The organism is Nocardioides sp. NPDC006303 (assembly GCF_040613175.1).
GTDB lineage: Bacteria > Actinomycetota > Actinomycetes > Propionibacteriales > Nocardioidaceae > Nocardioides.
In genome coordinates this window covers 240,689-261,728 of record NZ_JBEXRR010000002.1, presented here as the reverse complement: position 1 = coordinate 261,728, position 21,040 = coordinate 240,689, and the positions used below count along the sequence as shown (strand labels likewise).

The window sequence follows — 21,040 nt, the reverse complement described above, 5'->3', positions numbered from 1 at the left end:
GCGCGACACTCTATCCGCCCGATACTGCGATATCGGAAAAGGGTCAGGCACGCAGTCCGACGGCGCCCGCGGCGTACAGCATTCCGGCGATCACCAGGGCGATGTAGACGAGCGTGACGAGGAGGAGCTTGCCGGCCCCGAGCTTCAGTCCGGCCTTGAGTGGCAGATACGTCCACTTGTCCTCGTTGTCGGCGACCAAGCCCCACAGCGCGGTCAGGAAGTGCACACCGACACCGAGCGCCGCCGCGAGCGCGACCATCACCCAGTGGGGCGGTCCGCCCGCGGACTCACCGGCCCAGCCGGCGTACGAGAGGTATCCGGGGTAGCAGGCGAAGGCCGCCGCCCACAGGACCCAGGAGAAGAGGCCCTTGCGCAGCAGTACGTTGGCGAGCATCCCGAGCACCAGCGAGCCGAGGTAGAACAGCCCCGCGACGGTGCCCGAGGTGACCGATAGCGGAATGACGAGCAGTACGCCGCAGCACAGCGCGAACCAGACGCTGCCCGGCTCGAGACGCCCGTCCGAGATCGGCTTGCCCTCGCGCTCGTGACGACGGTCGACGGCCTGGTCGACGAGGTCGTTGTGCCAGCCGAGAACCGCCTGGCCGACGAGCACGGTGATGGCGATCAGCGTCACCTCGCGCGTCGTCAGTCCGGCGAGGACGGCCGCCACCGACAGGCCGATGGCGGTCAGCACCGCCTGACGGGGGTGGGCGGAGCGGATGAGGAGGAACGGGGCCCAGTTGCCCACCTTGTCCATGACGCTTGCTCGGCCCGCCGGGGCATCAGGAACGGCCGACGCACTGGCCTGCGTCTCTTCCGGGTCCTGATCCTGGGCGTGCGACGACACGGTGAAGATGGTCTTGGGGGCGCTCTGCGATGCATTCGCCATGGCGGCAGTATCGGGCACTCGGCCCAGCCGCGCAGGACAACAGGCTGGCTAACGGCGAGATTTCGGCGTCGTTTCGAAATCGGCCATGCTGCCACGTTCGAGGGGCCTGCGCGCGCGGAACCACACAACTTGTCAATCTGTCAACCCCAGATTGAGCCCCTGACCTGCGCAAACACGGAATCCGAATTCTAAGATCCGTGGTAGACTTATAGCCCTAGGAAGGGGTACCTAAAAATATGACTTTCACCGTCGGCGAGACCGTCGTATACCCGAACCATGGCGCGGCCGTCATCGAAGACATCGAGATGCGCACCATCAAGGGCGAGGAGCGGCAGTATCTGGTCCTCCGCATCATCGCTCAGCAGGACCTCGTGGTGCGTGTTCCGGCCAACAACCTCGAGCTCGTCGGAGTTCGAGACGTCGTAGACAAGGACGGGCTTGATCGAGTCTTCGAGGTGCTTCGTGCGGAGCACGTCGAAGAGCCGACCAACTGGTCGCGTCGTTACAAGGCAAACCTGGAGAAGCTGCACAGCGGCGATGTCATGAAGGTCGCAGAGGTCGTGCGTGACCTGTGGCGTCGTGAGCGTGACCGTGGCCTCTCTGCCGGGGAGAAGCGCATGCTCGCCAAGGCACGCCAGATCCTCGTCTCGGAGCTCGCGCTGTGCGAGCACACCAACGAAGACAAGGCTGAAGTCCTCCTCGACGAGGTGCTGGCCAGCTGACGCTGGTTTCGGTCTGCGTTACAGGCTCCGGGGGAACCCGGGGCCTGTTTCGCGTTTTGGGGGGCTCAGCGGTGCACTCAGCGCGGCCGATACGGTGGCCCCATGGAGGACCCGTACGCCGACTACGACGAGATCGACGAGACCGCCGAGGTTCCCCCGGCCCTCGGGTTCGTCGCCGAGGACGACCGAGGCTCGCTGCCGTTCACGTTGATCCACGGCGAGGCGCTGGTCGCCGCGGCGACCTGGTCCCTCGGGGAGTCCGGGGTGACCCCCGTCGACTTCACCACCTCCTGGGAGGGGATGGTCGCGGCCGAGGAGCCGCTGGTCCTGCACGACTCGCTGTGCCCGATGACCCCGCCGGCCTTCATCGCTCACTGTGTCTCGACCGCGCTCGCGCGCGAGGCGGTCGTGGTCGGCGTACGCCCGGTCACGGACACGGTCAAGAACCTGGACATCGAGGACGGGGTGCCGGTCCTCGGCGCGACCATCGATCGCACCTCGCTGGTCTCGGTCGCATCGCCGATCGTGCTGCCCCCGGCCGTCGTCGCCGCCCTGGACGACTGGCCCGCCGGCGACTTCGCCGAGATCGCGGGCTCGCTGGCCCGCCGGTTCCCGGTCGTCTCGATCGAGGCGCCGCCGGTCGGTCGCCGCGTCGCGTCGGAGGATGACGTACGCCTGCTCGAAGCTCTGTCGGCCAGCGCCGTCAGCTGAGTTGAACTGCTTCGGGCTTCGCTTCAGCTAAGCAGCGTCGTGACCGCGCCCAGGTCGTCGGCGAAGGTCACCTTGAGGTTCAGCGACGAGCTGGGCACCGCGACGATGCGTACGCCGGAGGCGTAGCGCTCCAGGGTCGCGCCGGTGTCGGTGCCGTCGAAGCCGTCGGCCGCGGCCTGGGCATAGGCGGCCAGGAGGTCGGCCGCCCGGAACGCCTGCGGTGTCTGTACGCCGACGAGCGCACCTGCCACGGGCTGCAGGTCACGCGTCGAGAGGTGGCTGAGCGGGGCGGCGGGGATGGCGCCACCGTGCTTGCGGGCGACGCCGATGACCGCGGAGAAGAGCTCGGGCGACACCAGCGGCCGGGCGGTGTCGTGGATCGCGACCACGTCGATCCCGTCCTCCCCGGTGGCCTCGATGTCGGCCCGGAGCACGGCGAGCGCCGCTTGCTCGGAGGCGTGCCGGGTGTCGCCGCCGGCGACCATCACGACCTCACGCTCCCCGAGCAGGGGCTGGACGACGGCCGCGACCGCCTCCTCGTCGCCGCTGCGTACGACCAGGACGAGGCGGTGCACGTCGGGCACCTCGAGGGCGGTCCGGAGCGAGAGGCCGAGGGCTGAGGAGGCCGGATCGTCGGACCCGTCGAGCGGGAGCAGCACCTTGTTGGTGGCGGCTCCGACGCGGGTGCCGGATCCGGCGGCCAGGAGGACGAGAACGGCAGGCACCCCTGGAGGCTATCCGTTCGGCGGCGAAGACGGCTGAGTGGCTGGGCGCTGGTGTTTACGTACGCGTAACAGAGCGAAACAGGAGGTGTCCCTCACGCGTCCTACGGTTCAAATCCACCGAAGGGAGGACCCGACGAATGTGGACGAAGCGGCTCGGGCCGGCGACGTCATGAGTGCTCATGCCCAGCGGGACGACCAGGGTGACTGGCAGTCCGTCTGCCCGGTCGACGCGCTCGAGGTGAAGCGCGGCGCCACGGCACTGGTCCACGGGCAGGCCATCGCCATCTTCCGGATGCCCGACGACGTCGTCTACGCCCTGGGAAACCACGACCCGTTCGCCAAGGCGTCGGTCATTGCCAAGGGCATCGTCGGGGTGCGCGAGGGGGTGCCGTTCGTGGCCTCGCCCGCTCACCGGCACGGGTTCGACCTGCGTACCGGACAGTGCCTGGACGACCCGCACGTGACCATCCCCGCCTACGAGGTCCGGGTCGTCGACGGGCTCATCCACGTCGGCCACCGGAAGGTCGCCTGAGTCCTGTCTGGGAGACTGCGGAGCGTGCAGCTTCCTCTGATCGGCATCGGGACCGACGTACACAGCCTTGCCGACGGCGTCCCGATGCACGTGGCCGGCCTCGCCTTCCCCGACGAGCCGCAGGGTCTCGCCGGGCACTCCGACGGGGACGTGGCCGCCCACGCCTGCTGCGACGCGCTCTTCTCCGCGGCGGGGCTCGGCGACCTGGGGTCCAACTTCGGCACCTCCGAGCCCGAGTGGGCCGGGGCAGCCGGAGTCGTCCTGCTGGCCGAGGCCGCGCGCCGGGTCCGTGAGGCCGGTTTCGAGATCGGGAACGTCGCGGTGCAGGTGATCGGCAACCGGCCCAAGATCGGTCCGCGGCGCGACGAGGCCAACAAGGCGCTCACCGCGGCAGCCGGGGCGAGCGTCACGGTGACCGCCACGACCTCCGACGGTCTCGGGCTCACCGGGCGAGGCGAAGGCGTCGCCGCGATCGCAACTGCACTCATCGTGCGTCGCGATAGGTAGGGAACACGCGTACGTCCCTAGACTTGGGGTATGGCACTCAGGCTCTACGACTCGGCGACCCGTGAAGTACGTGACTTCACCCCCTTGCAGCCCGGCAAGGCGTCGCTCTATGTCTGTGGCCTGACCGTGCAGAGCGAGCCGCATGTCGGGCACGTGCGGAGCGGGGTGAACTTCGACGTGCTGCAGCGGTGGCTGCGGGCGTCGGGCTATGAGACCACGTTCATCCGCAACGTGACCGACATCGACGACAAGATCCTGGCGAAGTCGGCCGAGCAGGGACGTCCCTGGTACAACCTCGGTTACACCATGCACCGCGAGCTCGACGCCGCCTACGCCTCGCTCAACGTCGCCCGGCCGACCTACGAGCCGCTGGCCACCGGTCACATCCCGGAGATCATCGCGCTGATCGAGGAGCTGATCGCGAAGGGGCACGCCTACGCCGCCGAGGACGGCTCTGCGGACGTCTACTTCGACGTGCGCTCCTGGCCCTCCTACGGCGAGCTGTCGGGGCAGAAGGTCGACGACATGGAGGCCGCCGCCGACGCCGACCCGCGCGGCAAGCGCGACCCACGTGACTTCGCGCTGTGGAAGGGCCGGAAGGTCTCCGAGCCGGAGACCGCCTCCTGGCCCTCGCCCTGGGGTCTGGGACGGCCCGGGTGGCACATCGAGTGCTCGGCGATGGCCGGGAAATACCTCGGTCCCGCCTTCGACTTCCACGGCGGCGGCCTCGACCTGCGCTTCCCGCACCACGAGAACGAGCAGGCCCAGTCGCGCGCTGCCGGCCGGCCCTTCGCGAGCTACTGGCTGCACAACGCCTGGATCACGACCTCCGGCGAGAAGATGTCGAAGTCGCTGGGCAACTCGCTGGTCATCCCCGAGGTCCTGAAGAAGGTACGCGGCATCGAGCTGCGCTACTACCTGGTCGCGGCCCACTACCGGTCCCACGTCGAGTTCTCCTTCGAGGCGCTCGCGGAGGCGGCCGCCGGCTTCCAGCGGATCGAAGGCTTCCTGGAGCGCGCGGCGTCAGTGATCGGCGAGATCGCGGCCGACGGCGTGCCCTGCGCCGACTTCGTCAACGCGATGGACGACGACCTCGGCACCCCGGCCGCGGTGGCTGCCCTGCACGAGGTCGTACGCGAGGGCAACAAGTTGCTCGCCGACGGCGACAGCCCGGCGCTGCGCGGGGTCGCCGCGAGCGTCCGCGCGATGCTGGACGTGCTCGGTCTGGACCCCGCCGACCCGGCGTGGGGTCCGGCGAGCGGTGATGACGAGAAGCTGACCGGCGCGCTCGACGTACTTGTTCGCGGGGTCCTGGACGAGCGCGCCGAGGCGCGCGCCGCCAAGGACTGGGCCCGCGCCGATGCCATGCGAGACCGGCTCAAGGATGCCGGGATCGAGATCGAGGACACCCCCGAGGGTCCGAAATGGAGCGTTAACTGATGGCAGGCAACTCCCAGCGTCGCGGAGCGATCGCGAAGGGACGTAAGAAGGGTGCCCAGGTCGGCACCGGCGGCAACCGGCGCAAGGGTCTGGAGGGCAAGGGACCGACGCCGAAGGCGAAGGACCGGCCGTACCACAAGGCCCACAAGGCGGCTCAGGCCGCCGAGCAGCGCAACAAGGGTCCGCGCAAGCGGGCCGCCGGTGACGCCGAGTGGATCATCGGGCGCAACTCCGTGGTCGAGGCACTGCGCGAGGACGTACCGGTCAACGGGCTCTACGTCGCCGAGGGTGCCGAGCGCGACGGGCGGCTGCGCGAGGCGTTCATGCTCGCCTCCGAGAAGGGCATCTCGCTGCTCGAGGTGACCAAGGTCGAGCTCGACCGGCTCACCGGCTTCAACGGCCACCAGGGGCTCGCGGCGCGGATCCCCGCCTACGAGTACGCCCACGCCGACGACCTGCTCGACCGCGCGGCCGAGGTCAGGGAGCAGGCGCTGATCGTCGCGCTCGACCAGGTCACCGACCCGCGCAACCTGGGTGCCATCGTGCGCTCGGCCGCGGCCTTCGGCGCCCACGGCGTGGTGATTCCGGAGCGGCGTGCGGCCGGCATGACCGCCGCCGCGTGGAAGACGAGCGCCGGCGCCGCGGCGCGGATCCCGGTCGCGCAGACCGTCAACCTGACCCGGCAGCTGAAGGCCTACCAGGAGGCCGGCTGCATGGTCGTCGGGCTGGACATGGAGGGTGACATCTCGCTGCCCGAGCTGGGTGCTCCCGAGGGCCTTGCCGACGGTCCGCTGGTGATCGTCGTCGGTGCCGAGGGCGGCGGGCTCTCCCGCTTGGTCCAGGAGACCTGCGACCAGATAGTGTCGATCCCGATGGTCAACTCCGTAGAGTCCCTCAATGCCGGCGTCGCCGCGTCGGTGGTGCTCTACGCGGTCGCGGAGGCGCGTCGCTGATCTCTCGCCGCACTCTGTTTCGGGGCCTCGCCGTCTGGGCGGGGCTCGGAGTGCTGTGGCTCGTGCTGGCCGTGGCGCTGAGCACGTGGCTCTTCCTGTCCAGCGAACGCCAGGTGGTCCTGGCCGGTCACGACTCGGTCCTGCGCCCGACGCTGTCGGGGAAGGCGATCATCCACACCGGACCCGTGCTGCCTGACGTACGTCTGGACGTCGGTGGCCCGGTCGGTGTCGACGTGACCCTCGGCAAGACCGAGCTGCGGTCGATGGACGAGCTCTTCGAGCGCTACGCGGTCCTCGGCTCGGCCCCAGACGGCCAGCGGGCGGTCGTGGTGGAGCAGGTCGAGTCGATGCTCGTCGCGGCCGTGCTCCGCGGCGCCGCGATCTCCTTGGCGATCGTCGCCGGGGGAGTCCTGCTGTGGTGGCTGCCCGGCTCCCAACGCCGCGCCGACCTGCGCAGACGTATCAAGGAATCGGCCCGTACGCGGCACGGTCTCACCACCGTGGGCATCGGCGTGGTCACGGTGTCGGTGCTCGCGGTCGCGGTCTGGCAGCCCTGGGGCGAGTCCGGAGCGCCCGCGGCGGACAAGGAGGCCGGTCCGGTCGCCGGCGACTGGACTCCGCTGGCCGCCTTCCTCGGCGCGGCGATCCCTGTGCCCGAGGAGCTGGCCGGCGTGGAGGTCCGCGGCGACGCCTACGCCAACCAGACCCGCCGCCTCGTGGCCAGCGCCGTCGACACGTACAACTCCAGCCGGACGTTCTACGAGAAGGTCGTGGAAAAGGTCCCGGACTTGGCGCTGCGCGAGCCCGGTGAGGACGAGACCGTGTCGGTCCTCGTCTCCGACCGCCATGACAACGTCGGCATGGACTCCGTGGTGCGCGCGATCGCCGACGAGGGCGGTGCCACGGGCATCCTCGATGCCGGCGACGACACCTCGACCGGATCCGATTGGGAGACCTTCTCCCTCGACTCGCTCACCGACGCCAGCGACGGCCTGGACAAGTGGGCGGTCACCGGCAACCACGACCACGGCCCGACGGTCGGCGACTATCTGGACAAGCAGGGCTGGACCATGCTCGACGGCGAGGTCGTCGACGGACCCGGCGGCTCGACGCTCCTGGGCGTACCCGACCCGCGCACCAGCGGCCTCGGCAACTGGATCGACGAGAAGGGCGTCACCCTCGAGGAGGCCGGCGAGAAGCTGGCCGACATCGCCTGTGCCTCGAAGGAGGAGGGCAAGCCCGTCGCGACCCTCCTCGTCCACGACCCGTCGCTGGGCCGCGAGACCCTGCGACGAGGCTGCGCGACCCTCGTCGTCGGCGGCCACCGCCATGTCCACCAGGGCCCGAGCGAGGTGATCGGCGAGAACGGTGAGATCGGCTGGACCTACACCAACGGCACCACCGGCGGCGCCGCGTACGCCTTCGCGATGGGGAAGATCCGCCGCACCGCCGAGGTCACCCTGATCACCTACGCCGACGGGCTCCCCGTCGGTGTCCAGTCCGTCGAGCTGGAGACCAACGGCGCCCTCACCGCCCACGAGTACGTGCCGCTCGATCCCGCGCTCTAGCCGCGTCGGCTGCGTACATCGGCCCGCGACTGGCTACGATTGTCCGGCCGGCATTCCTCGCCGGCGTGCCGGTGTAGCTGAGTTGGTACAGCAGGGTCCTTGTAAGACCAAGATCGCAGGTTCGAGTCCTGTCACCGGCTCCACGAAGTTGTCGGTGGTCACATTTAGTGTCACCGCCATGAGAGTTTGCGTGGGGTGTGGCGCGCCCCTTGTGAAGCGCCACCAGCTCAGGTTCTGCAGCAACGCGTGCCAGCGGGCGATGGAACGTCGCGAGAAGATCGAGCGATGGTTGAAGACCGGTGAGGCGACGCTCAGCGGGAGTAGGCGCCATTACGTGAAGCTCCACTTGATGGAGGACCAGGTGGGTCTATGTGCGATATGCGCGTGCCCAGCCACGTGGAACGACATCGAGCTGACCTTTGTGCTGGACCACATCGACGGAGATGCCACCAACAACAGACGCGAGAACCTGCGACTGGTCTGTCCGAACTGCGACAGCCAGCTGCCGACGTACAAGGCCAAGAACCGGGGAAGCGGCAGGGCCTGGCGGCGGCAGCGTTACGCCGACGGCAAGTCGTACTGATCAAGTCGTACTGATCAGCGGAGCTGAGTGACCTCGTACGTCGTCGGCGGGTTGGCGATGTCGTCCTGAGAGGCGACGAGCTCGAGCTCGCGGCGGCCGGACTTCAGGGTGCGGTCGAGGATGGCGAAGAGGGTGTTCGCGGTGCGGCCGAGGGCGGCCGGCGTCGAGCCGGTCGAGAGCAGGTGGGAGAGGTAGACCGCCGCGGTGACGTCGCCGCCGCCGTTGGGCGAGATCGGGAGCAGGGGAGTGGTGACCGACCAGGCGCCCTCGTCGGAGACGGCGACCAGGTCGAGGTGGGTCGGGTCCTTGGTGATCACCGAGGTCACCAGCACGTTGGACGGTCCGGACTCGCGGACGATGTCGACGGCGGCGAGCACCTCCTGCAGCGTGTCGGTCGACTCGAGGCCGGCGAGGAAGTTGAGCTCGAAGTGGTTGGGCGTGATCACGTCGGCCGCGGGGACGACCTCGTCTCGCATGAACTCCGGGATGCCCTCACGGACGAACATGCCGCGCCCTACGTCGCCCATCACCGGGTCGCAGCAGTAGAGGGCCCGCGGGTTGAGCGCCTTCACGCGGCGTACGGAATCCAGGATGATCGCGCCGACGGCCGGATCGCCCTGGTAGCCGGAGAGGACCGCGGAGACGGTGGAGAGACCGTCGCGTTCGGAGATGCCCTCGATGACCTCGGCGACCTGGTCGGCGGCCACGACCGGTCCACGCCACGCGCCGTAGCCGGTGTGGTTGGAGAAGTTGACCGTGAGCACGGGCCAGACCTCGTGACCGAGGCGCTGGATCGGGAAGACTGCCGCCGAGTTGCCGACGTAGCCGAAGGCCACGTGCGACTGGATGGAGAGGATCTGCATGGCAGTATTCTGCGTCTCCAGCTTCAGACGGTGTTCTTCTGGGCCTGCTTCTTGGGCGGGTCGTTGAGCAGCCAGGCCGCCAGCGCGCCACCGATCGCGCCGAAGAGGTGGCCCTGCCAGGAGACACCGGTCTGCCCGGGGAGTACGCCGAGGAGCAGGCTGCCCCAGGCCAGGAAGATGACCACGCCGATGACGATCTGGCCGACGCGGTGGCTGAACAGGCCGCGCAGGATCAGGTAGACGAGCCAGCCGAAGATGAGCATCGAGGTGCCGGCGGTGATGCTGCCCGGGGGCGACATCAGCCAGACGCCGACGCCTCCGACCACCCAGATGATGAGGGTCGCCACGATCCCTCGGCCGACGCCCGAGGCGAGCACCAGGAAGCCGAGGACCAACGCGAACAGGGTGTTGCCGTAGAGGTGGGCCCAGCCGAAATGGAGCACCGGAGCGAACACGATGCCGAGCAGGCCGGCGTCGGTGCGCGGCTGGATGCCCAGCGTGTCGAGCTGGTGCCCGCTGATGTAGTCGGTGGCCTCGAGCACCCAGAGCAGGGCGACGAAGCCGAGCGACCAAATGCCGGCCCGAAGCCAGTTGGCACGTTGGGGCCGCGTGGGGGAGTCCTGGCTCACGCCTGAAATCTTACCTACCGCTCCACAGCGGCGAGTCTTTGCTCGAGACTCTCATAGAGGTAGGGGACGGCGGCCGGGTGCGGACCGGTCTCGTAGAGCTCGGTGGCGAGGCCCCGGGGCGACTCCCCGGTGTGGTCGGCCGCCCAGGTCTGGCCACCCCCGGTGATCCGCCCGCCGTCGAGGGGCAGCACCGCGTCGGCCGCCAGCGCAACCCAGCGTCCGCCGCCGTCCTCGAGCCAGGCCACCGGCACGGCGTACGCCTCGCCCTCGGTCATGTCGGCGTCGAGGGTGACCCCGCGACCGATCGGGTGGGCTCCCTGCCGGCTCCACAGGACGGTGGTGACCTCGAGCCGGTCCGAGTCGGCGGGGCCGGCGGTGCCGAGGACGAGGTGGTCGGCGAAGGTCGCCCAGTCGCGTACGTCGGTCGCGGGGAACTCCGGAGGACCGGCCCGTTCCAGGAGGGCCCGTCCGCCGAGCACGGCGGCCCAGACCGCGATCAGAACGACGACGATGGTCCCGCCGATCTTGAGCCGCCGTGACACCGACAGCGTCGGTCCGGTCGTGTTCTCGCCCACGTGACCCCCCGTTCACCGCGCCGATGGGCCGATGGGGCCGATCCTAATCGGACTGAGCTCAATCAGGCAGGGACCAGTCGACCGGGGAACCGCCCTGCTCGACCAGGAGGGCGTTGGCGCGGGAGAACGGCCGGGACCCGAAGAACCCCCGGCGCGCGGAGAGCGGCGAGGGGTGGACGGACTTGATCGCGGGCACATCGTTGAGCTTCGGCTCGAGATTCTGCGCGTGCCGGCCCCACAGGATCGCGACCAGTGGTCCGCCGCGTCGGCCGAGGACGTCGATCGCCCGCCCGGTGACCTCCTCCCAGCCCTTCTTCGAGTGGGAGGCGGGAGCACCGGGGCGCACCGTCAGCGAGGTGTTGAGCAGCATCACCCCGCGGTCGGCCCAGGTCGACAGGTCACCGTGCTCGGGCATCTTCAGGTCGAGGTCGGTGGCCAGCTCGGCATAGATGTTCCGCAGCGACGCCGGCAGCGGACGTACGTCCTTCTCGACCGCGAAGCTGAGTCCGATGGGGTGCCCGATGGTCGGGTAGGGGTCCTGGCCGACGATCAGGACGCGTACTTCTCGCAGCGGGCGCCGGAAGGCGTTGAAGATCCGGTCGCCGTCGGGAAGGTAGGGACGCCTCGCCGCCAGCTCGTCGCGCAGGAAGCGGCCCATCTGCTCGATCTGCGGCTCGGCCGGCGCCAGCGCCTCGGCCCAGTCGGCAGCCATCAGGCCCTTGTCCACGAGTCCGGCGAGTGCGCTCATAAATCATGAGGGTATCGGCTGGCACCGACGGATAAGTTGTCCGTGCACCCCAGGTTGGACTCATCAAGGAGTAGACATGAAGTTCGGTTTCTTCGTCCCGCAGGGATGGCGCTTTGACCTCGTCGGGATCGACCCGGCGGACCAGTGGACGACGATGAAGGACCTGGCTCTGCACGCCGATGCCGGGAGCTGGGAGTCGATCTGGGTCTACGACCACTTCCACACCACCCCGGAGCCCTCCGACCAGGCGACCCACGAGGCCTGGTCGCTGATGGCGGGCCTGGGCGCGGTGACGTCGCGGGTGCGCCTCGGACAGATGTGCTCGTGCATGTCCTACCGCAACCCGGCCTACCTGGCGAAGGTCGCCGCGACCGCCGACCACATCAGTGGCGGCCGGGTCGAGATGGGCATCGGCGCGGGCTGGTACGAGCACGAGTGGCGGGCCTACGGCTACGGCTTCCCGGAGGCGCGCGACCGTCTCGGGATGCTCCGCGAGGGCGTCCAGATCTTCCAGCAGGCCTGGACCAAGGGCATCTCGTCGCTGGACGGGAAGTACTACCAGGTCGACGGCGCCATCTGTCAGCCGCTGCCTCTTCAGCAGGGCCGTTCCGGCATCCCGCTGTGGATCGCCGGTGGCGGCGAGAAGGTGACGCTCAAGATCGCGGCGCAGTACGCCGACTACACCAACTTCCTCGGTGACCCGGAGACCTTCAAGGCGAAGTCCGACATCCTGCGCGGCCACTGCGAGACCCTCGGGCGCGACTTCGCGGAGATCACCCGCTCGTCGAACTACAACGTGCTGCTCGGGGAGAACGAGGCCGAGGTCGCCGAGAAGGTCAAGGCCTGGGAGGCCCGGCTGGTGCCGCACCTGGGCGCGGCCAAGGCGGCCGAGGTCGTCAACGGCGCCGTCGATGGCCCGACCTCGCTGGTCGGCACCCCGGACCAGGCCGTGGAGAAGCTGAAGGCCGTCGAGGAGCTGGGGATGACGTACGCCATCGGCTACTTCGCCGACGCCGCCTACGACCGCGCCTCCATCGAGCTCTTCGAGTCGAAGGTCATTCCCGAGTTCGCCTGAGCGACGCCCGGCGACACCGACCCCGACGTTTACAACGAGGTGGCCGCCGGGTAGGAAGACGTACATGAAGATGACGACCCTCCTCGGGGGAGTGGCAGTTGCCGCCGGCGTGGTCGCCGCGCGCGACCTGACCCAGCGCAAGCACGCGATCCTGCGGAACTTCCCGGTGATCGGGCACGCGCGGTACCTGATGGAGAAGATCGGGCCGGAGCTGCGGCAGTACATCGTCGCCGACAACGACGAGGAGCGGCCCTTCAGCCGTGACCAGCGGCGCTGGGTCTACGCCTCGGCCAAGGAGCAGAACAACTACTTCGGCTTCGGCACCGACAACGACATCGAGCACGTCCAGGGCCACATCCACATCAAGCACCGTACGTTCGCTGACTCCCTACCTGACGACCACGACCGGGCCGCCAAGCTCCCGTCGGCGAAGGTGCTCGGAGGTCCGCGCGGGCGCGCGAAGGCGTTCCGGCCGGAGTCGGTCGTCAACATCTCGGCGATGTCGTTCGGGTCGCTGTCCGGGCCGGCGATCAAGGCGCTCAACCTGGGCGCACATCGGGCCGGGGCGATGCACAACACCGGTGAGGGTGGCATCTCGCCCTATCACCTCGAAGGTGGTGCGGATCTGGTGATGCAGATCGGCACCGCCTACTTCGGGTGCCGGAACGCCGACGGCACCTTCTCGATCGATCGGCTCAAGGAGCGGGTCGCCACCGCGCCGGTCAAGGCGATCGAGATCAAGCTCTCCCAGGGCGCCAAGCCCGGCCTCGGTGGACTGCTGCCGGCTGCCAAGGTGACCCCGGAGATCGCCGAGATCCGCGGCATCGAGCTCGGCAAGGACTGCGTGTCGCCGTCTCGCCACTCCGCCTTCCACGACGTCGACTCGATGCTCGACTTCGTCGAGATGATCGCCGCCGAGACCGGGCTGCCGGTCGGCATCAAGTCGGCGGTCGGTGAGATGGAGTTCTGGCAGGAGCTCGCCGGGAAGATGCGGTCGGGTGAGCGGGGCGTCGACTTCATCACCGTCGACGGCGGCGAGGGTGGCACCGGCGCCGCGCCGTTGATCTTCTCCGACGCGGTCGCGATGCCGTACCGGATCGGCTTCTCGCGGGTCTATGGCACCTTCGCCGAGCTCGGCCTGACCGACGCGGTCACCTTCATCGGTTCGGCCAAGGTGGGCCTGCCGGAGAACGCCGCCGTCGCCTTCGCGCTCGGTGCCGACATGGTCAATGTCGGCCGCGAGGCGATGATGTCGATCGGCTGCATCCAGGCTCAGAAGTGCCACGACGACACCTGTCCGACCGGCGTCGCGACGCAGAGCAAGTGGCTCTCCGGCGGCCTCGACCCGCAGGACAAGGGCGATCGCTGCGCCAGCTACCTCAGGACCCTGCGCCGGGAGCTGACGAAGGTCTCCGCCGCCGTCGGCGTCGCCCACCCCGGCCTGATCACGCCCCACGACATCGAGGTCATGAACGGCGACTACGAGTCACGCACCCTCGCCGGTGTGTACGGCTACAAGGACCACTGGGGCGCCCTCGGCCCCGATGTGACCCGCGAGCTCCTCGCCGTCGTGCAGCCGCACCGTACGTTCAACGAGAAGCCGAACACCGCCTGAGAGCCGAGGCGTCTCGGCCGACGGGGGCGACTTCTCAGGACTCGGTGGCGTAGCGGGCGCCGATGGACTCGCGGATCATGTCCATCTGGCGCATCAGGCTGAGCGTCTGGCTGTGGGGCACCAGCGGGGACTCCAGGAGGCCTTCGCGCAGGCAGCGCTGCACCTCGACGATCTCGTTGCCGTACGCAGCGCCGATGACGGGTTCGTCGCCGACGATCTCGACGGGCTCGTCGCCGTTGGCGGGCTTGAAGACCGCCGAGGACGGGTGGTGGAAATCGGTCAGCTCGATGCGGCCCTGGTCGGTGGCGATGGCCGCCGAGCGCGAGGAGTAGGAGGTGACGGAGGAGACCATGGTGGAGAGCTCGTTGCCGGCGTACTTCCCGGTCATCACCAGGTCGAGGTCGAAGGTGGCGCCGTCGGCACCCTCGCCGAGGTTGGCCTGAGCGGTCAGCGCGCGGGCCTCGCCGAAGAGCAGGTGGGCGAAGGTGAGCGGGTAGATGCCCATGTCGAGCAGCGCGCTGGCGCCGAGCGCGGGGTCGAGAAGGCGCTGGTGCTGCTCGGGGTCGGCGACGAAGCCGAGCTCGGCGTGTACGTGACGGGGGACCCCGAAGCGGCCCGACTTCACGTCGGTGACGAGGCGCCGGATGATCGGGTTGGTCGCCATCCACATGGCTTCCATGAGGAAGAGCTTCTTGGAGGTGGCCAGGTCGACCATCTTCTGGGAGTCGGCGGCGTTGAGCGTCAGCGCCTTCTCGCACAGCACGTGCTTGCCGGCGTCGAGCATGAGGGTGGCGTGCTCGAGGTGGTGGGAGTGGGGGGTGGCGACATAGACGACGTCGACGTCCTCGTCGGCGGCCAGCTCCTCATAGGAGCCGTGCGCGCGGACCGGGCCGTTGGCGGCGTACTCCTTCGCGAAGGTCTCCGCGGACTCCTGGCTCCGCGAGCCGACGGCCGCGAGCCGGCCGTCGGGGACGAGCATCAGATCGGTGGCGAGGGAGTGGGCGATCCGGCCGGTGCCGAGAATTCCCCACCTGATCGGGTCAGAGTTGGTGGTCACGCCTCGACTCTAGCCACCTGGCCGGTCCTAGTGGGCGTTGGGCGGGAGCACGTTCTTGGTGTGGCTGCCCTCCACCGCGGCGAGCTCCTCGAGGAAGGAGTCGGCCCAGTAACGTACGTCCTTGGAGGCGACCTGCTTGCGCATGGCCCGCATCCGGCGGGTGAGCTCCTTCGGCTCGGCTTTGTACGCCTCGAGCAGCGCGGCTTTCATCCCGTTGATGTCGTAGGGGTTCACGAGCCAGGCCTGGCGCAGCTCCTCGGCCGCGCCGGCGAACTCGGAGAGCACGAGGGCGCCGTCGTTGTCGTAGCGGCAGGCGACGTACTCCTTCGCGACCAGGTTCATGCCGTCGCGGTAGGGGGTGACGACCATGATGTCGGCGGCGCGGTAGAGCGCGGCCATCTCCGCGCGGGGGAGCGAGGTGTGGAGGTAGGAGATCGCGGGACGGCCGATGCGGCCGAGGTCACCGTTGAGCCGGCCGACGAGGCGGTCGATGTCGTCGCGCAGCTTGCGGTACTGCTCGACGCGCTCGCGCGAGGGCACCGCCACCTGGACGAAGATCGCGTCCTCGACGTCGAGCTCGGTGTCGCGGAGCATCTCGCCGTAGGCGCGCAGCCTGGCGTAGATGCCCTTGGTGTAGTCGAGCCGGTCGACGCCGAGCAGGATCTTCTTCGGGTCGCCGAGCTGCTGGCGGATCTCCTTCGCGCGCTGATTGACGCCCTCGTCGTGGGCCATCTCGTCGAAGCCGACGAAGTCGATCGAGATCGGGAAGGCGGCCGCGTGCACGGTGCGCCCGTCGGGGAGATAGACCAGGTCACGGTGGGTCTTGTGGCCGACGCGCTGGCGCACCAGGCGGACGAAGTTCTGGGCCGCCTGGGGCAGCTGGAAGCCGACCAGGTCGGCGCCGAGGAGGCCCTCGAGGAGCTGGCGGCGCCAGGGGACCTGCTGGAAGAGCTCGGCCGGCGGGAACGGGATGTGCAGGTAGAAGCCGATGCGCAGGTCGGGGCGGAGCTCGCGCAGCATCTGCGGGACCAGCTGGAGCTGGTAGTCCTGCACCCAGACGGTCGCGCCCTTCGCGGCGACCTCGGCGCACTTTTCGGCGAACCTCCGGTTGACGCGCTGGTAGCCGTCCCACCACTCGCGGTGGAACTCCGGCTTGGCCACGACATCGTGGTAGAGCGGCCACAGGGTGCCGTTGGAGAAGCCCTCGTAGTGCTCCTCGATGTCCTGCGCGGTCATCGTCATCGGCAGTAGGTGGAGCCCGTCGTCCTCGAACGGCTCGAGGTCCTCGTCGATGCCCCCGGGCCAGCCGATCCAGACGCCGTCGTTGGCCCGCAGGACCGGCTCGAGGGCGCTGACCAGGCCTCCTGGGGAGCGTCGCCACGCCTTCGTTCCGTCCGGCATCTCCACACGATCCACGGGGAGCCGATTGGCCACAATTACCAGGTCAGCCTGCACATCTCCGACTGTAGTGGACCGGAGCCAGGTTCGGCGCCGAGTCGTTCCACCCGTGACTTCCGGCCCCCTGATCCGAATACCTGTCGAGTAACACGCCGGGAGGGTGAACCACAGCGGTGTAGTTCGGCGCGTTAGGGTGTCGTCAGATGCAGACGACACCGGGGGACGAGGAATGAGCGCTGTCAACGTGCAGGTCACAGGCCCAGGCGAGGACCCCGCGAGCCTCAGCGAGCGAGACAAGCAGATCCTCGACTTCGAGCGTCAGTGGTGGAAGTACGCCGGAGCCAAGGAAGCCGCTGTGCGCGAGGCGTTCAACATGTCCGCCACCCGCTACTACCAGGTGCTCAACGCTCTCATCGACAAGCCGGAGGCCCTCGAGGCCGACCCTCTGCTGGTACGCCGCCTGCGGCGGCTCCGCGCGGCCCGGCAGCGTCAGCGCTCGGCGAGACGGCTCGGTTTCGAGGTCTGAATGACCGGCTGCGTACGTCCTTCGAAGGGTGAGCGTGGCGTCGCGCTCCCCACACCCGTCATCGCGCTGAGCGTGGTGGCCGTCGTCGCCGCGGTGATCATCTTCTGGATCACCGGTGGCGACGGAGACGAGGGCAAGGAGATCGCCCAGGCGGGCGGCAGCCCCTCGGCTTCGGCGTCGGCCTCACCGAAGGCGGCCAAGGCCGAGGAGAAGAAGCCGCCCAAGGCCGAGCCTTCGCCGGTCGACCGCGCCAAGGTCAGCGTCGAGGTCTACAACCAGTCGAATATCGCCGGCTTGGCCGGCGACGTCGCGGCCAAGGCGAACACGGTCGGCTGGAACGTCGTCGGCGAGGACAACTGGGTGGGCTCCATCCCGGAGAACACCGTCTACTACCCGAGCGAGATGAAGCGTGAGGGTCAGCAGCTCGCCGATGACCTCGGCATCAAACGCACCCATGTGTCGGTCGAGGGCTCGATGAAGGGCGACCGGTTGACGGTGGTTCTGACCGGGGCTCTCTGAGCCTTTCCGGCCGTTGTCGAGGGTGTGTGATCTACCGCACTGCGGCGCCCTCGCGGTCGGCTCCGAGGTGGTTGCCGTGTCACAGTTGAGGCATGGCCGAACTCCAGCCTGATGGCACCGCAGGAGAGCAGAAGTACGCCGCGATCGCGGCTGCTGCCGCCGAGACCCTCGTCGGTCTCGACTTCGACGGCACGCTCTCCCCGATCGTCGAGGACCCGGCGTCGGCTCGGATCCATCCGGACGCGGCCTCCGTCCTGATCGCGCTCGCATCCCGGGTGAAGGCACTGGCCATCGTCACCGGCCGACCGGCCGGACAGGTCGTCGAGCTCGGCGGGCTGGCCGAGATCGCCGACGCGCTCGCGGAGGAGGGCAAGGAGCTGTACGTCTTCGGGCAGTACGGCAACGAGCGCTGGAGCGGTGCCGACCGGGTCGTCGTCGGCCCGCCGCCGCCCGAGGGGCTGGCCGCCTTCGAGGCGGCGCTGCCGGAGGTGCTGGCCGCTCACGGTGCGCAGGACGCCTACATCGAGGAGAAGGGTCTCGCCGTCGGGGTGCACACCCGCCGGTTCCCCGACCCCGACGGGCTCGCCGCGCGTCTGCTTCCGCCGCTGACCGAGCTGGCCGGCGAGCACGGGCTCGTGATCGAGCCCGGCAAGCAGGTCATCGAGGTGCGCGCTCCTGGCATGCACAAGGGTCACGCGATCGACACGCTGATCTCGGAGGTCTCGCCCGGCGCGATCCTGTTCGGCGGCGACGACCTGGGTGACATCGAGGCGTTCGAGGCGGTCAGGGCCTGGGGAAAGACCACCGGGTCGGCGACGCTGCTCGTCTACTCCCACGCCGGCCCCGACCGGGGTCCGCTCGCGGATCTCGCGGATCTCGAGGTGCAGGGCCCGGATGGCGTGCTGGAGCTGCTGCGTGAGCTGACCGACGACAGCGTCCGCTGACAGCGAACACGATAACCGGAGGGAACATCCGGTTGCTCCCAGAAGTTGAGCCAGTATCACTCAACTCTTCTAGGAGGGTCCGCAAATGGACAAGCTTCCTGTGCTGTTCGTCTCGGATGCCGTGGTCCTGCCGGGGATGGTCGTGCCCATCGAGCTCGACGAGGCCGCGCAGGCTGCGATCGACGCCGCCCGGGCAGGCTCGGAGAGCCGGCTGCTGGTCGCGCCGCGGCTGGGGGACCGGTATGCGACGTACGGCGCTGTCGCCACGATCGAGCGCGTCGGCCGGTTCCGGGGCGGTGAGCCCGCGGCGGTGCTGAGGGCCGTCGGCCGCGCGAAGATCGGCTCCGGCGTGACCGGACCCGGTGCTGCGCTGTGGGTCGAGGTCGAGACCGCCACCGAGACGACCACGGAGCACGCGAAGGAGCTGGCCGAGGAGTACAAGCGGCTGGTCGTCGCGGTGCTCCAGCGTCGCGAGGCGTGGCCGGTCATCGACCAGGTCAACCGGCTCACCGAGCCGTCGGAGATCGCCGACACCGCCGGCTACGCGCCCTATCTCGACGACGATGCCAAGCGCGAGCTGCTGGAGACGCCGGACGTCACCGAGCGTCTCGAGAAGGTGATCGCCTGGGCGAAGGACCACATCGCGGAGTCCGAGGTCAGCGACAAGATCGCCGAGGACGTACGCGAGGGCATGGAGAAGACGCAGCGGGAGTTCCTGCTGCGCCAGCAGCTCGCCGCGATCCGCAAGGAGCTCGGCGAGGGCGAGCCCGAGGGGTCCGACGACTACCGGGCCCGCGTCGAGGCCGCCGACCTCCCCGAGGCCGTACGCGAGGCCGCGCTGCGCGAGGTCGACAAGCTCGAGCGTGGTTCCGAGCAGAACCCCGAGACCGCCTGGATCCGCACCTGGCTGGACACGGTGCTGGAGCTGCCGTGGTCGGTCCGGACCGAGGACTCGACGGACCTGGTCGCGGCTCGTGAGGTGCTCGACGCCGACCACCACGGCCTCGAGGAGGTCAAGGACCGGATCGTGGAGTACCTGGCGGTGCGGACCCGACGTGCCGAGCGTGGCCTGCAGGTCATCGGCGGCCGTGGCTCCGGTGCTGTGGTGCTGCTCGCCGGCCCGCCAGGAGTCGGCAAGACCTCGCTGGGGGAGTCGGTCGCGCGTTCGCTCGGACGTGAGTTCGTCCGGGTCGCGCTGGGCGGTGTCCGCGACGAGGCCGAGATCCGTGGCCACCGGCGCACCTACGTCGGCGCGCTCCCGGGCCGGATCGTGCGGGCCATCAAGGAGGCCGGCTCGATGAACCCGGTCGTGCTCCTGGACGAGGTCGACAAGGTCGGCTCGGACTATCGGGGTGACCCTGCCGCCGCGCTGCTCGAGGTGCTCGACCCGGCGCAGAACCACACCTTCCGCGACCACTACCTCGAGCTCGACCTGGACCTCTCCGACGTTCTGTTCATCGCCACGGCCAACGTGGTCGAGCAGATCCCGAGCGCGCTCCTGGACCGGATGGAGCTGGTCACGATCGACGGCTACACCGAGGACGACAAGGTCGCCATCGCCCGCGACTTCCTGCTGCCCCGTCAGCTGGAGCGCGCCGCGGTGACCTCGGAGGAGGCCACGGTGACTGACGACGCCCTGCGCGAGCTGGCCGCGAACTACACCCGTGAGGCGGGCGTACGCCAGCTCGAGCGGCTCATCGCCAAGGCGCTGCGCAAGGTGGCGACGCGGCTGGCGACCGGTGCGGAGCACGTGGAGATCGGCCTGGACAACCTCAAGGACCTGGTCGGACGGCCGCGGTTCACGCCGGAGTCGGCGGAGCGTACCTCTGTCCCGGGGGTCGCCACCGGACTGGCCGTCACCGGGCTCGGTGGGGACGTGCTCTTCATCGAGGCGTCCTCGGCCGACGGGCAGGCTGGACTGAACATCACCGGCCAGCTCGGCGAGGTGATGAAGGAGTCCGCGCAGATCGCGCTCTCCTTCGTCCGCTCGCACGCCGCCGAGCTGGGCGTCGACCCGGCCGTGCTCGACCGCTCGCTCCACGTCCACGTGCCCGCGGGCGCGGTCCCCAAGGACGGCCCGAGCGCCGGCATCACGATGGTCACCGCGCTCACGTCTCTCGCGACCGGTCGCCCGGTGCGCAGCGAGGTCGGCATGACCGGTGAGGTCTCGCTCTCGGGGCGGGTGCTGCCCATCGGCGGCCTCAAGCAGAAGCTGCTCGCCGCCCAGCGAGCCGGTCTGACCGAGGTCTTCGTGCCCCAGCGCAACGAGCCCGACCTGGACGAGGTCCCCGACGAGGTGAAGCAGGCCCTGAAGATCAACCTGGTGAGCGACGTCAGGGATGTCGTACGCGGCGCCCTCGCGCCTGCCGAGGGAGCGGCCGCCGCCCAGAGTACGGTTGCCGCTGCCTGACCGGATCGTTCCGGATGCTGCCCGCTTGATGCCTCGTGCGTCGAGCGGGCA

22 protein-coding genes and 1 tRNA gene are annotated in these 21,040 nt (G+C 69.3%); 15 read left to right on the top strand and 8 right to left on the bottom strand.

Features of this window, described 5'->3' with window-relative positions; all coding sequences use genetic code 11:
* Positions 1–43 precede the first annotated feature (43 nt).
* The gene (locus ABZY89_RS02865) at positions 44–889 is read right to left on the bottom strand and encodes a UbiA family prenyltransferase (RefSeq protein ID WP_355224464.1); all 846 of its coding nucleotides are present in this window, start codon (positions 887–889) and stop codon (positions 44–46) included.
* A 236-nt stretch (positions 890–1,125) separates the two neighbouring features.
* Here ABZY89_RS02865 and ABZY89_RS02860 point away from each other — a divergent pair, with 236 nt between their 5' ends.
* The gene (locus ABZY89_RS02860) at positions 1,126–1,611 is read left to right on the top strand and encodes a CarD family transcriptional regulator (protein WP_008360791.1); all 486 of its coding nucleotides are present in this window, start codon (positions 1,126–1,128) and stop codon (positions 1,609–1,611) included.
* A gap of 102 nt (positions 1,612–1,713) precedes the next feature.
* Positions 1,714–2,322 carry a hypothetical protein gene (locus tag ABZY89_RS02855; protein ID WP_355224462.1) on the top strand — a complete coding sequence of 203 codons (609 nt, stop codon included), beginning with the start codon at positions 1,714–1,716 and terminating at the stop codon, positions 2,320–2,322.
* A 23-nt stretch (positions 2,323–2,345) separates the two neighbouring features.
* Here ABZY89_RS02855 and ABZY89_RS02850 read toward each other — a convergent pair whose 3' ends face one another.
* The gene (locus tag ABZY89_RS02850) at positions 2,346–3,047 is read right to left on the bottom strand and encodes a 2-C-methyl-D-erythritol 4-phosphate cytidylyltransferase (RefSeq protein ID WP_355224461.1); all 702 of its coding nucleotides are present in this window, start codon (positions 3,045–3,047) and stop codon (positions 2,346–2,348) included.
* A gap of 169 nt (positions 3,048–3,216) precedes the next feature.
* Here ABZY89_RS02850 and nirD point away from each other — a divergent pair, with 169 nt between their 5' ends.
* The 7 genes from nirD (at position 3,217) to ABZY89_RS02815 (ending at position 8,630) form a co-directional block, all read left to right on the top strand.
* Complete coding sequence (gene nirD, locus ABZY89_RS02845) at positions 3,217–3,579, top strand: nitrite reductase small subunit NirD (RefSeq protein WP_355224460.1); 363 nt, start codon at positions 3,217–3,219, stop codon at positions 3,577–3,579.
* A 24-nt stretch (positions 3,580–3,603) separates the two neighbouring features.
* Positions 3,604–4,086: a 2-C-methyl-D-erythritol 2,4-cyclodiphosphate synthase gene (gene ispF, locus ABZY89_RS02840; RefSeq protein WP_355224458.1), complete on the top strand. Its 483-nt coding sequence runs from the start codon at positions 3,604–3,606 to the stop codon at positions 4,084–4,086.
* Positions 4,087–4,116: 30 nt separating this feature from the next.
* Positions 4,117–5,526, top strand: coding sequence for a cysteine--tRNA ligase (gene cysS, locus ABZY89_RS02835; RefSeq protein WP_355224457.1), 1,410 nt, complete (start codon positions 4,117–4,119; stop codon positions 5,524–5,526).
* Entirely contained in the window at positions 5,526–6,479 is a 954-nt protein-coding gene (gene rlmB / locus ABZY89_RS02830) for a 23S rRNA (guanosine(2251)-2'-O)-methyltransferase RlmB (protein ID WP_355224456.1), read from the top strand. The genes cysS and rlmB overlap by 1 nt, the downstream gene beginning before the upstream one ends.
* Positions 6,480–6,529: 50 nt before the next feature.
* A complete protein-coding gene (locus tag ABZY89_RS02825) occupies positions 6,530–8,047 on the top strand; it encodes a metallophosphoesterase (protein WP_355224455.1) in 1,518 nt (505 codons plus the stop codon).
* Between the two features lie 67 nt (positions 8,048–8,114).
* Positions 8,115–8,190: transfer RNA gene (locus ABZY89_RS02820), tRNA-Thr, on the top strand.
* A gap of 191 nt (positions 8,191–8,381) precedes the next feature.
* Complete coding sequence (locus tag ABZY89_RS02815; protein ID WP_355224453.1) at positions 8,382–8,630, top strand: HNH endonuclease; 249 nt, start codon at positions 8,382–8,384, stop codon at positions 8,628–8,630.
* A gap of 14 nt (positions 8,631–8,644) precedes the next feature.
* On the opposite strand, the gene pdxY is transcribed toward ABZY89_RS02815, so the two are convergent.
* From pdxY to ABZY89_RS02795, 4 genes are read right to left on the bottom strand one after another with little or no spacing between them, the layout of a single operon-like run.
* On the bottom strand, positions 8,645–9,493 hold the full coding sequence (pdxY, locus tag ABZY89_RS02810; protein ID WP_355224452.1) for a pyridoxal kinase PdxY: 849 nt from the start codon (positions 9,491–9,493) through the stop codon (positions 8,645–8,647).
* Between the two features lie 23 nt (positions 9,494–9,516).
* Positions 9,517–10,122, bottom strand: a complete 606-nt coding sequence (locus tag ABZY89_RS02805) for a rhomboid family intramembrane serine protease (protein ID WP_355224451.1) — start codon at positions 10,120–10,122, stop codon at positions 9,517–9,519.
* A 14-nt stretch (positions 10,123–10,136) separates the two neighbouring features.
* Positions 10,137–10,697: a hypothetical protein gene (locus ABZY89_RS02800; RefSeq protein WP_355224449.1), complete on the bottom strand. Its 561-nt coding sequence runs from the start codon at positions 10,695–10,697 to the stop codon at positions 10,137–10,139.
* 58 nt (positions 10,698–10,755) lie between these two features.
* A complete protein-coding gene (locus tag ABZY89_RS02795; RefSeq protein ID WP_355224447.1) occupies positions 10,756–11,445 on the bottom strand; it encodes a uracil-DNA glycosylase in 690 nt (229 codons plus the stop codon).
* Between the two features lie 76 nt (positions 11,446–11,521).
* Here ABZY89_RS02795 and ABZY89_RS02790 point away from each other — a divergent pair, with 76 nt between their 5' ends.
* Positions 11,522–12,520, top strand: coding sequence for an LLM class F420-dependent oxidoreductase (locus tag ABZY89_RS02790; protein ID WP_355224445.1), 999 nt, complete (start codon positions 11,522–11,524; stop codon positions 12,518–12,520).
* 64 nt (positions 12,521–12,584) lie between these two features.
* Positions 12,585–14,135 carry an FMN-binding glutamate synthase family protein gene (locus tag ABZY89_RS02785; RefSeq protein WP_355224443.1) on the top strand — a complete coding sequence of 517 codons (1,551 nt, stop codon included), beginning with the start codon at positions 12,585–12,587 and terminating at the stop codon, positions 14,133–14,135.
* Between the two features lie 34 nt (positions 14,136–14,169).
* On the opposite strand, the gene ABZY89_RS02780 is transcribed toward ABZY89_RS02785, so the two are convergent.
* On the bottom strand, positions 14,170–15,192 hold the full coding sequence (locus ABZY89_RS02780) for a Gfo/Idh/MocA family oxidoreductase (protein ID WP_355224442.1): 1,023 nt from the start codon (positions 15,190–15,192) through the stop codon (positions 14,170–14,172).
* A gap of 27 nt (positions 15,193–15,219) precedes the next feature.
* Complete coding sequence (locus tag ABZY89_RS02775) at positions 15,220–16,647, bottom strand: trehalose-6-phosphate synthase (protein WP_355224440.1); 1,428 nt, start codon at positions 16,645–16,647, stop codon at positions 15,220–15,222.
* 172 nt (positions 16,648–16,819) lie between these two features.
* Between ABZY89_RS02775 and ABZY89_RS02770 the strand changes: the two genes are divergently transcribed.
* From ABZY89_RS02770 to lon, 4 genes are all read left to right on the top strand, one after another.
* A complete protein-coding gene (locus tag ABZY89_RS02770) occupies positions 16,820–17,116 on the top strand; it encodes a DUF3263 domain-containing protein (protein WP_091046051.1) in 297 nt (98 codons plus the stop codon).
* The gene (locus tag ABZY89_RS02765; protein WP_355224438.1) at positions 17,117–17,635 is read left to right on the top strand and encodes a LytR C-terminal domain-containing protein; all 519 of its coding nucleotides are present in this window, start codon (positions 17,117–17,119) and stop codon (positions 17,633–17,635) included.
* Between the two features lie 92 nt (positions 17,636–17,727).
* Entirely contained in the window at positions 17,728–18,579 is an 852-nt protein-coding gene (gene otsB / locus ABZY89_RS02760; protein WP_355224436.1) for a trehalose-phosphatase, read from the top strand.
* Positions 18,580–18,664: 85 nt separating this feature from the next.
* A complete protein-coding gene (gene lon / locus ABZY89_RS02755) occupies positions 18,665–20,989 on the top strand; it encodes an endopeptidase La (protein WP_355224434.1) in 2,325 nt (774 codons plus the stop codon).
* Positions 20,990–21,040: the final 51 nt, after the last annotated feature.

What these genes read in the sequence shown, in the direction of transcription:
- ABZY89_RS02765 (WP_355224438.1), top strand. Translation starts at nt 17,117, where the DNA reads ATGACCGGCTGCGTACGTCCTTCGAAGGGTGAGCGTGGCGTCGCGCTC.
- pdxY (WP_355224452.1), bottom strand. Translation starts at nt 9,493, where the DNA reads ATGCAGATCCTCTCCATCCAGTCGCACGTGGCCTTCGGCTACGTCGGC.
- ABZY89_RS02795 (WP_355224447.1), bottom strand. Translation starts at nt 11,445, where the DNA reads ATGAGCGCACTCGCCGGACTCGTGGACAAGGGCCTGATGGCTGCCGAC.
- nirD (WP_355224460.1), top strand. Translation starts at nt 3,217, where the DNA reads ATGAGTGCTCATGCCCAGCGGGACGACCAGGGTGACTGGCAGTCCGTC.
- otsB (WP_355224436.1), top strand. Translation starts at nt 17,728, where the DNA reads ATGGCCGAACTCCAGCCTGATGGCACCGCAGGAGAGCAGAAGTACGCC.
- lon (WP_355224434.1), top strand. Translation starts at nt 18,665, where the DNA reads ATGGACAAGCTTCCTGTGCTGTTCGTCTCGGATGCCGTGGTCCTGCCG.
- rlmB (WP_355224456.1), top strand. Translation starts at nt 5,526, where the DNA reads ATGGCAGGCAACTCCCAGCGTCGCGGAGCGATCGCGAAGGGACGTAAG.
- ABZY89_RS02785 (WP_355224443.1), top strand. Translation starts at nt 12,585, where the DNA reads ATGAAGATGACGACCCTCCTCGGGGGAGTGGCAGTTGCCGCCGGCGTG.
- ABZY89_RS02865 (WP_355224464.1), bottom strand. Translation starts at nt 889, where the DNA reads ATGGCGAATGCATCGCAGAGCGCCCCCAAGACCATCTTCACCGTGTCG.
- ABZY89_RS02770 (WP_091046051.1), top strand. Translation starts at nt 16,820, where the DNA reads ATGAGCGCTGTCAACGTGCAGGTCACAGGCCCAGGCGAGGACCCCGCG.
- ABZY89_RS02790 (WP_355224445.1), top strand. Translation starts at nt 11,522, where the DNA reads ATGAAGTTCGGTTTCTTCGTCCCGCAGGGATGGCGCTTTGACCTCGTC.
- ABZY89_RS02855 (WP_355224462.1), top strand. Translation starts at nt 1,714, where the DNA reads ATGGAGGACCCGTACGCCGACTACGACGAGATCGACGAGACCGCCGAG.
- ABZY89_RS02860 (WP_008360791.1), top strand. Translation starts at nt 1,126, where the DNA reads ATGACTTTCACCGTCGGCGAGACCGTCGTATACCCGAACCATGGCGCG.
- cysS (WP_355224457.1), top strand. Translation starts at nt 4,117, where the DNA reads ATGGCACTCAGGCTCTACGACTCGGCGACCCGTGAAGTACGTGACTTC.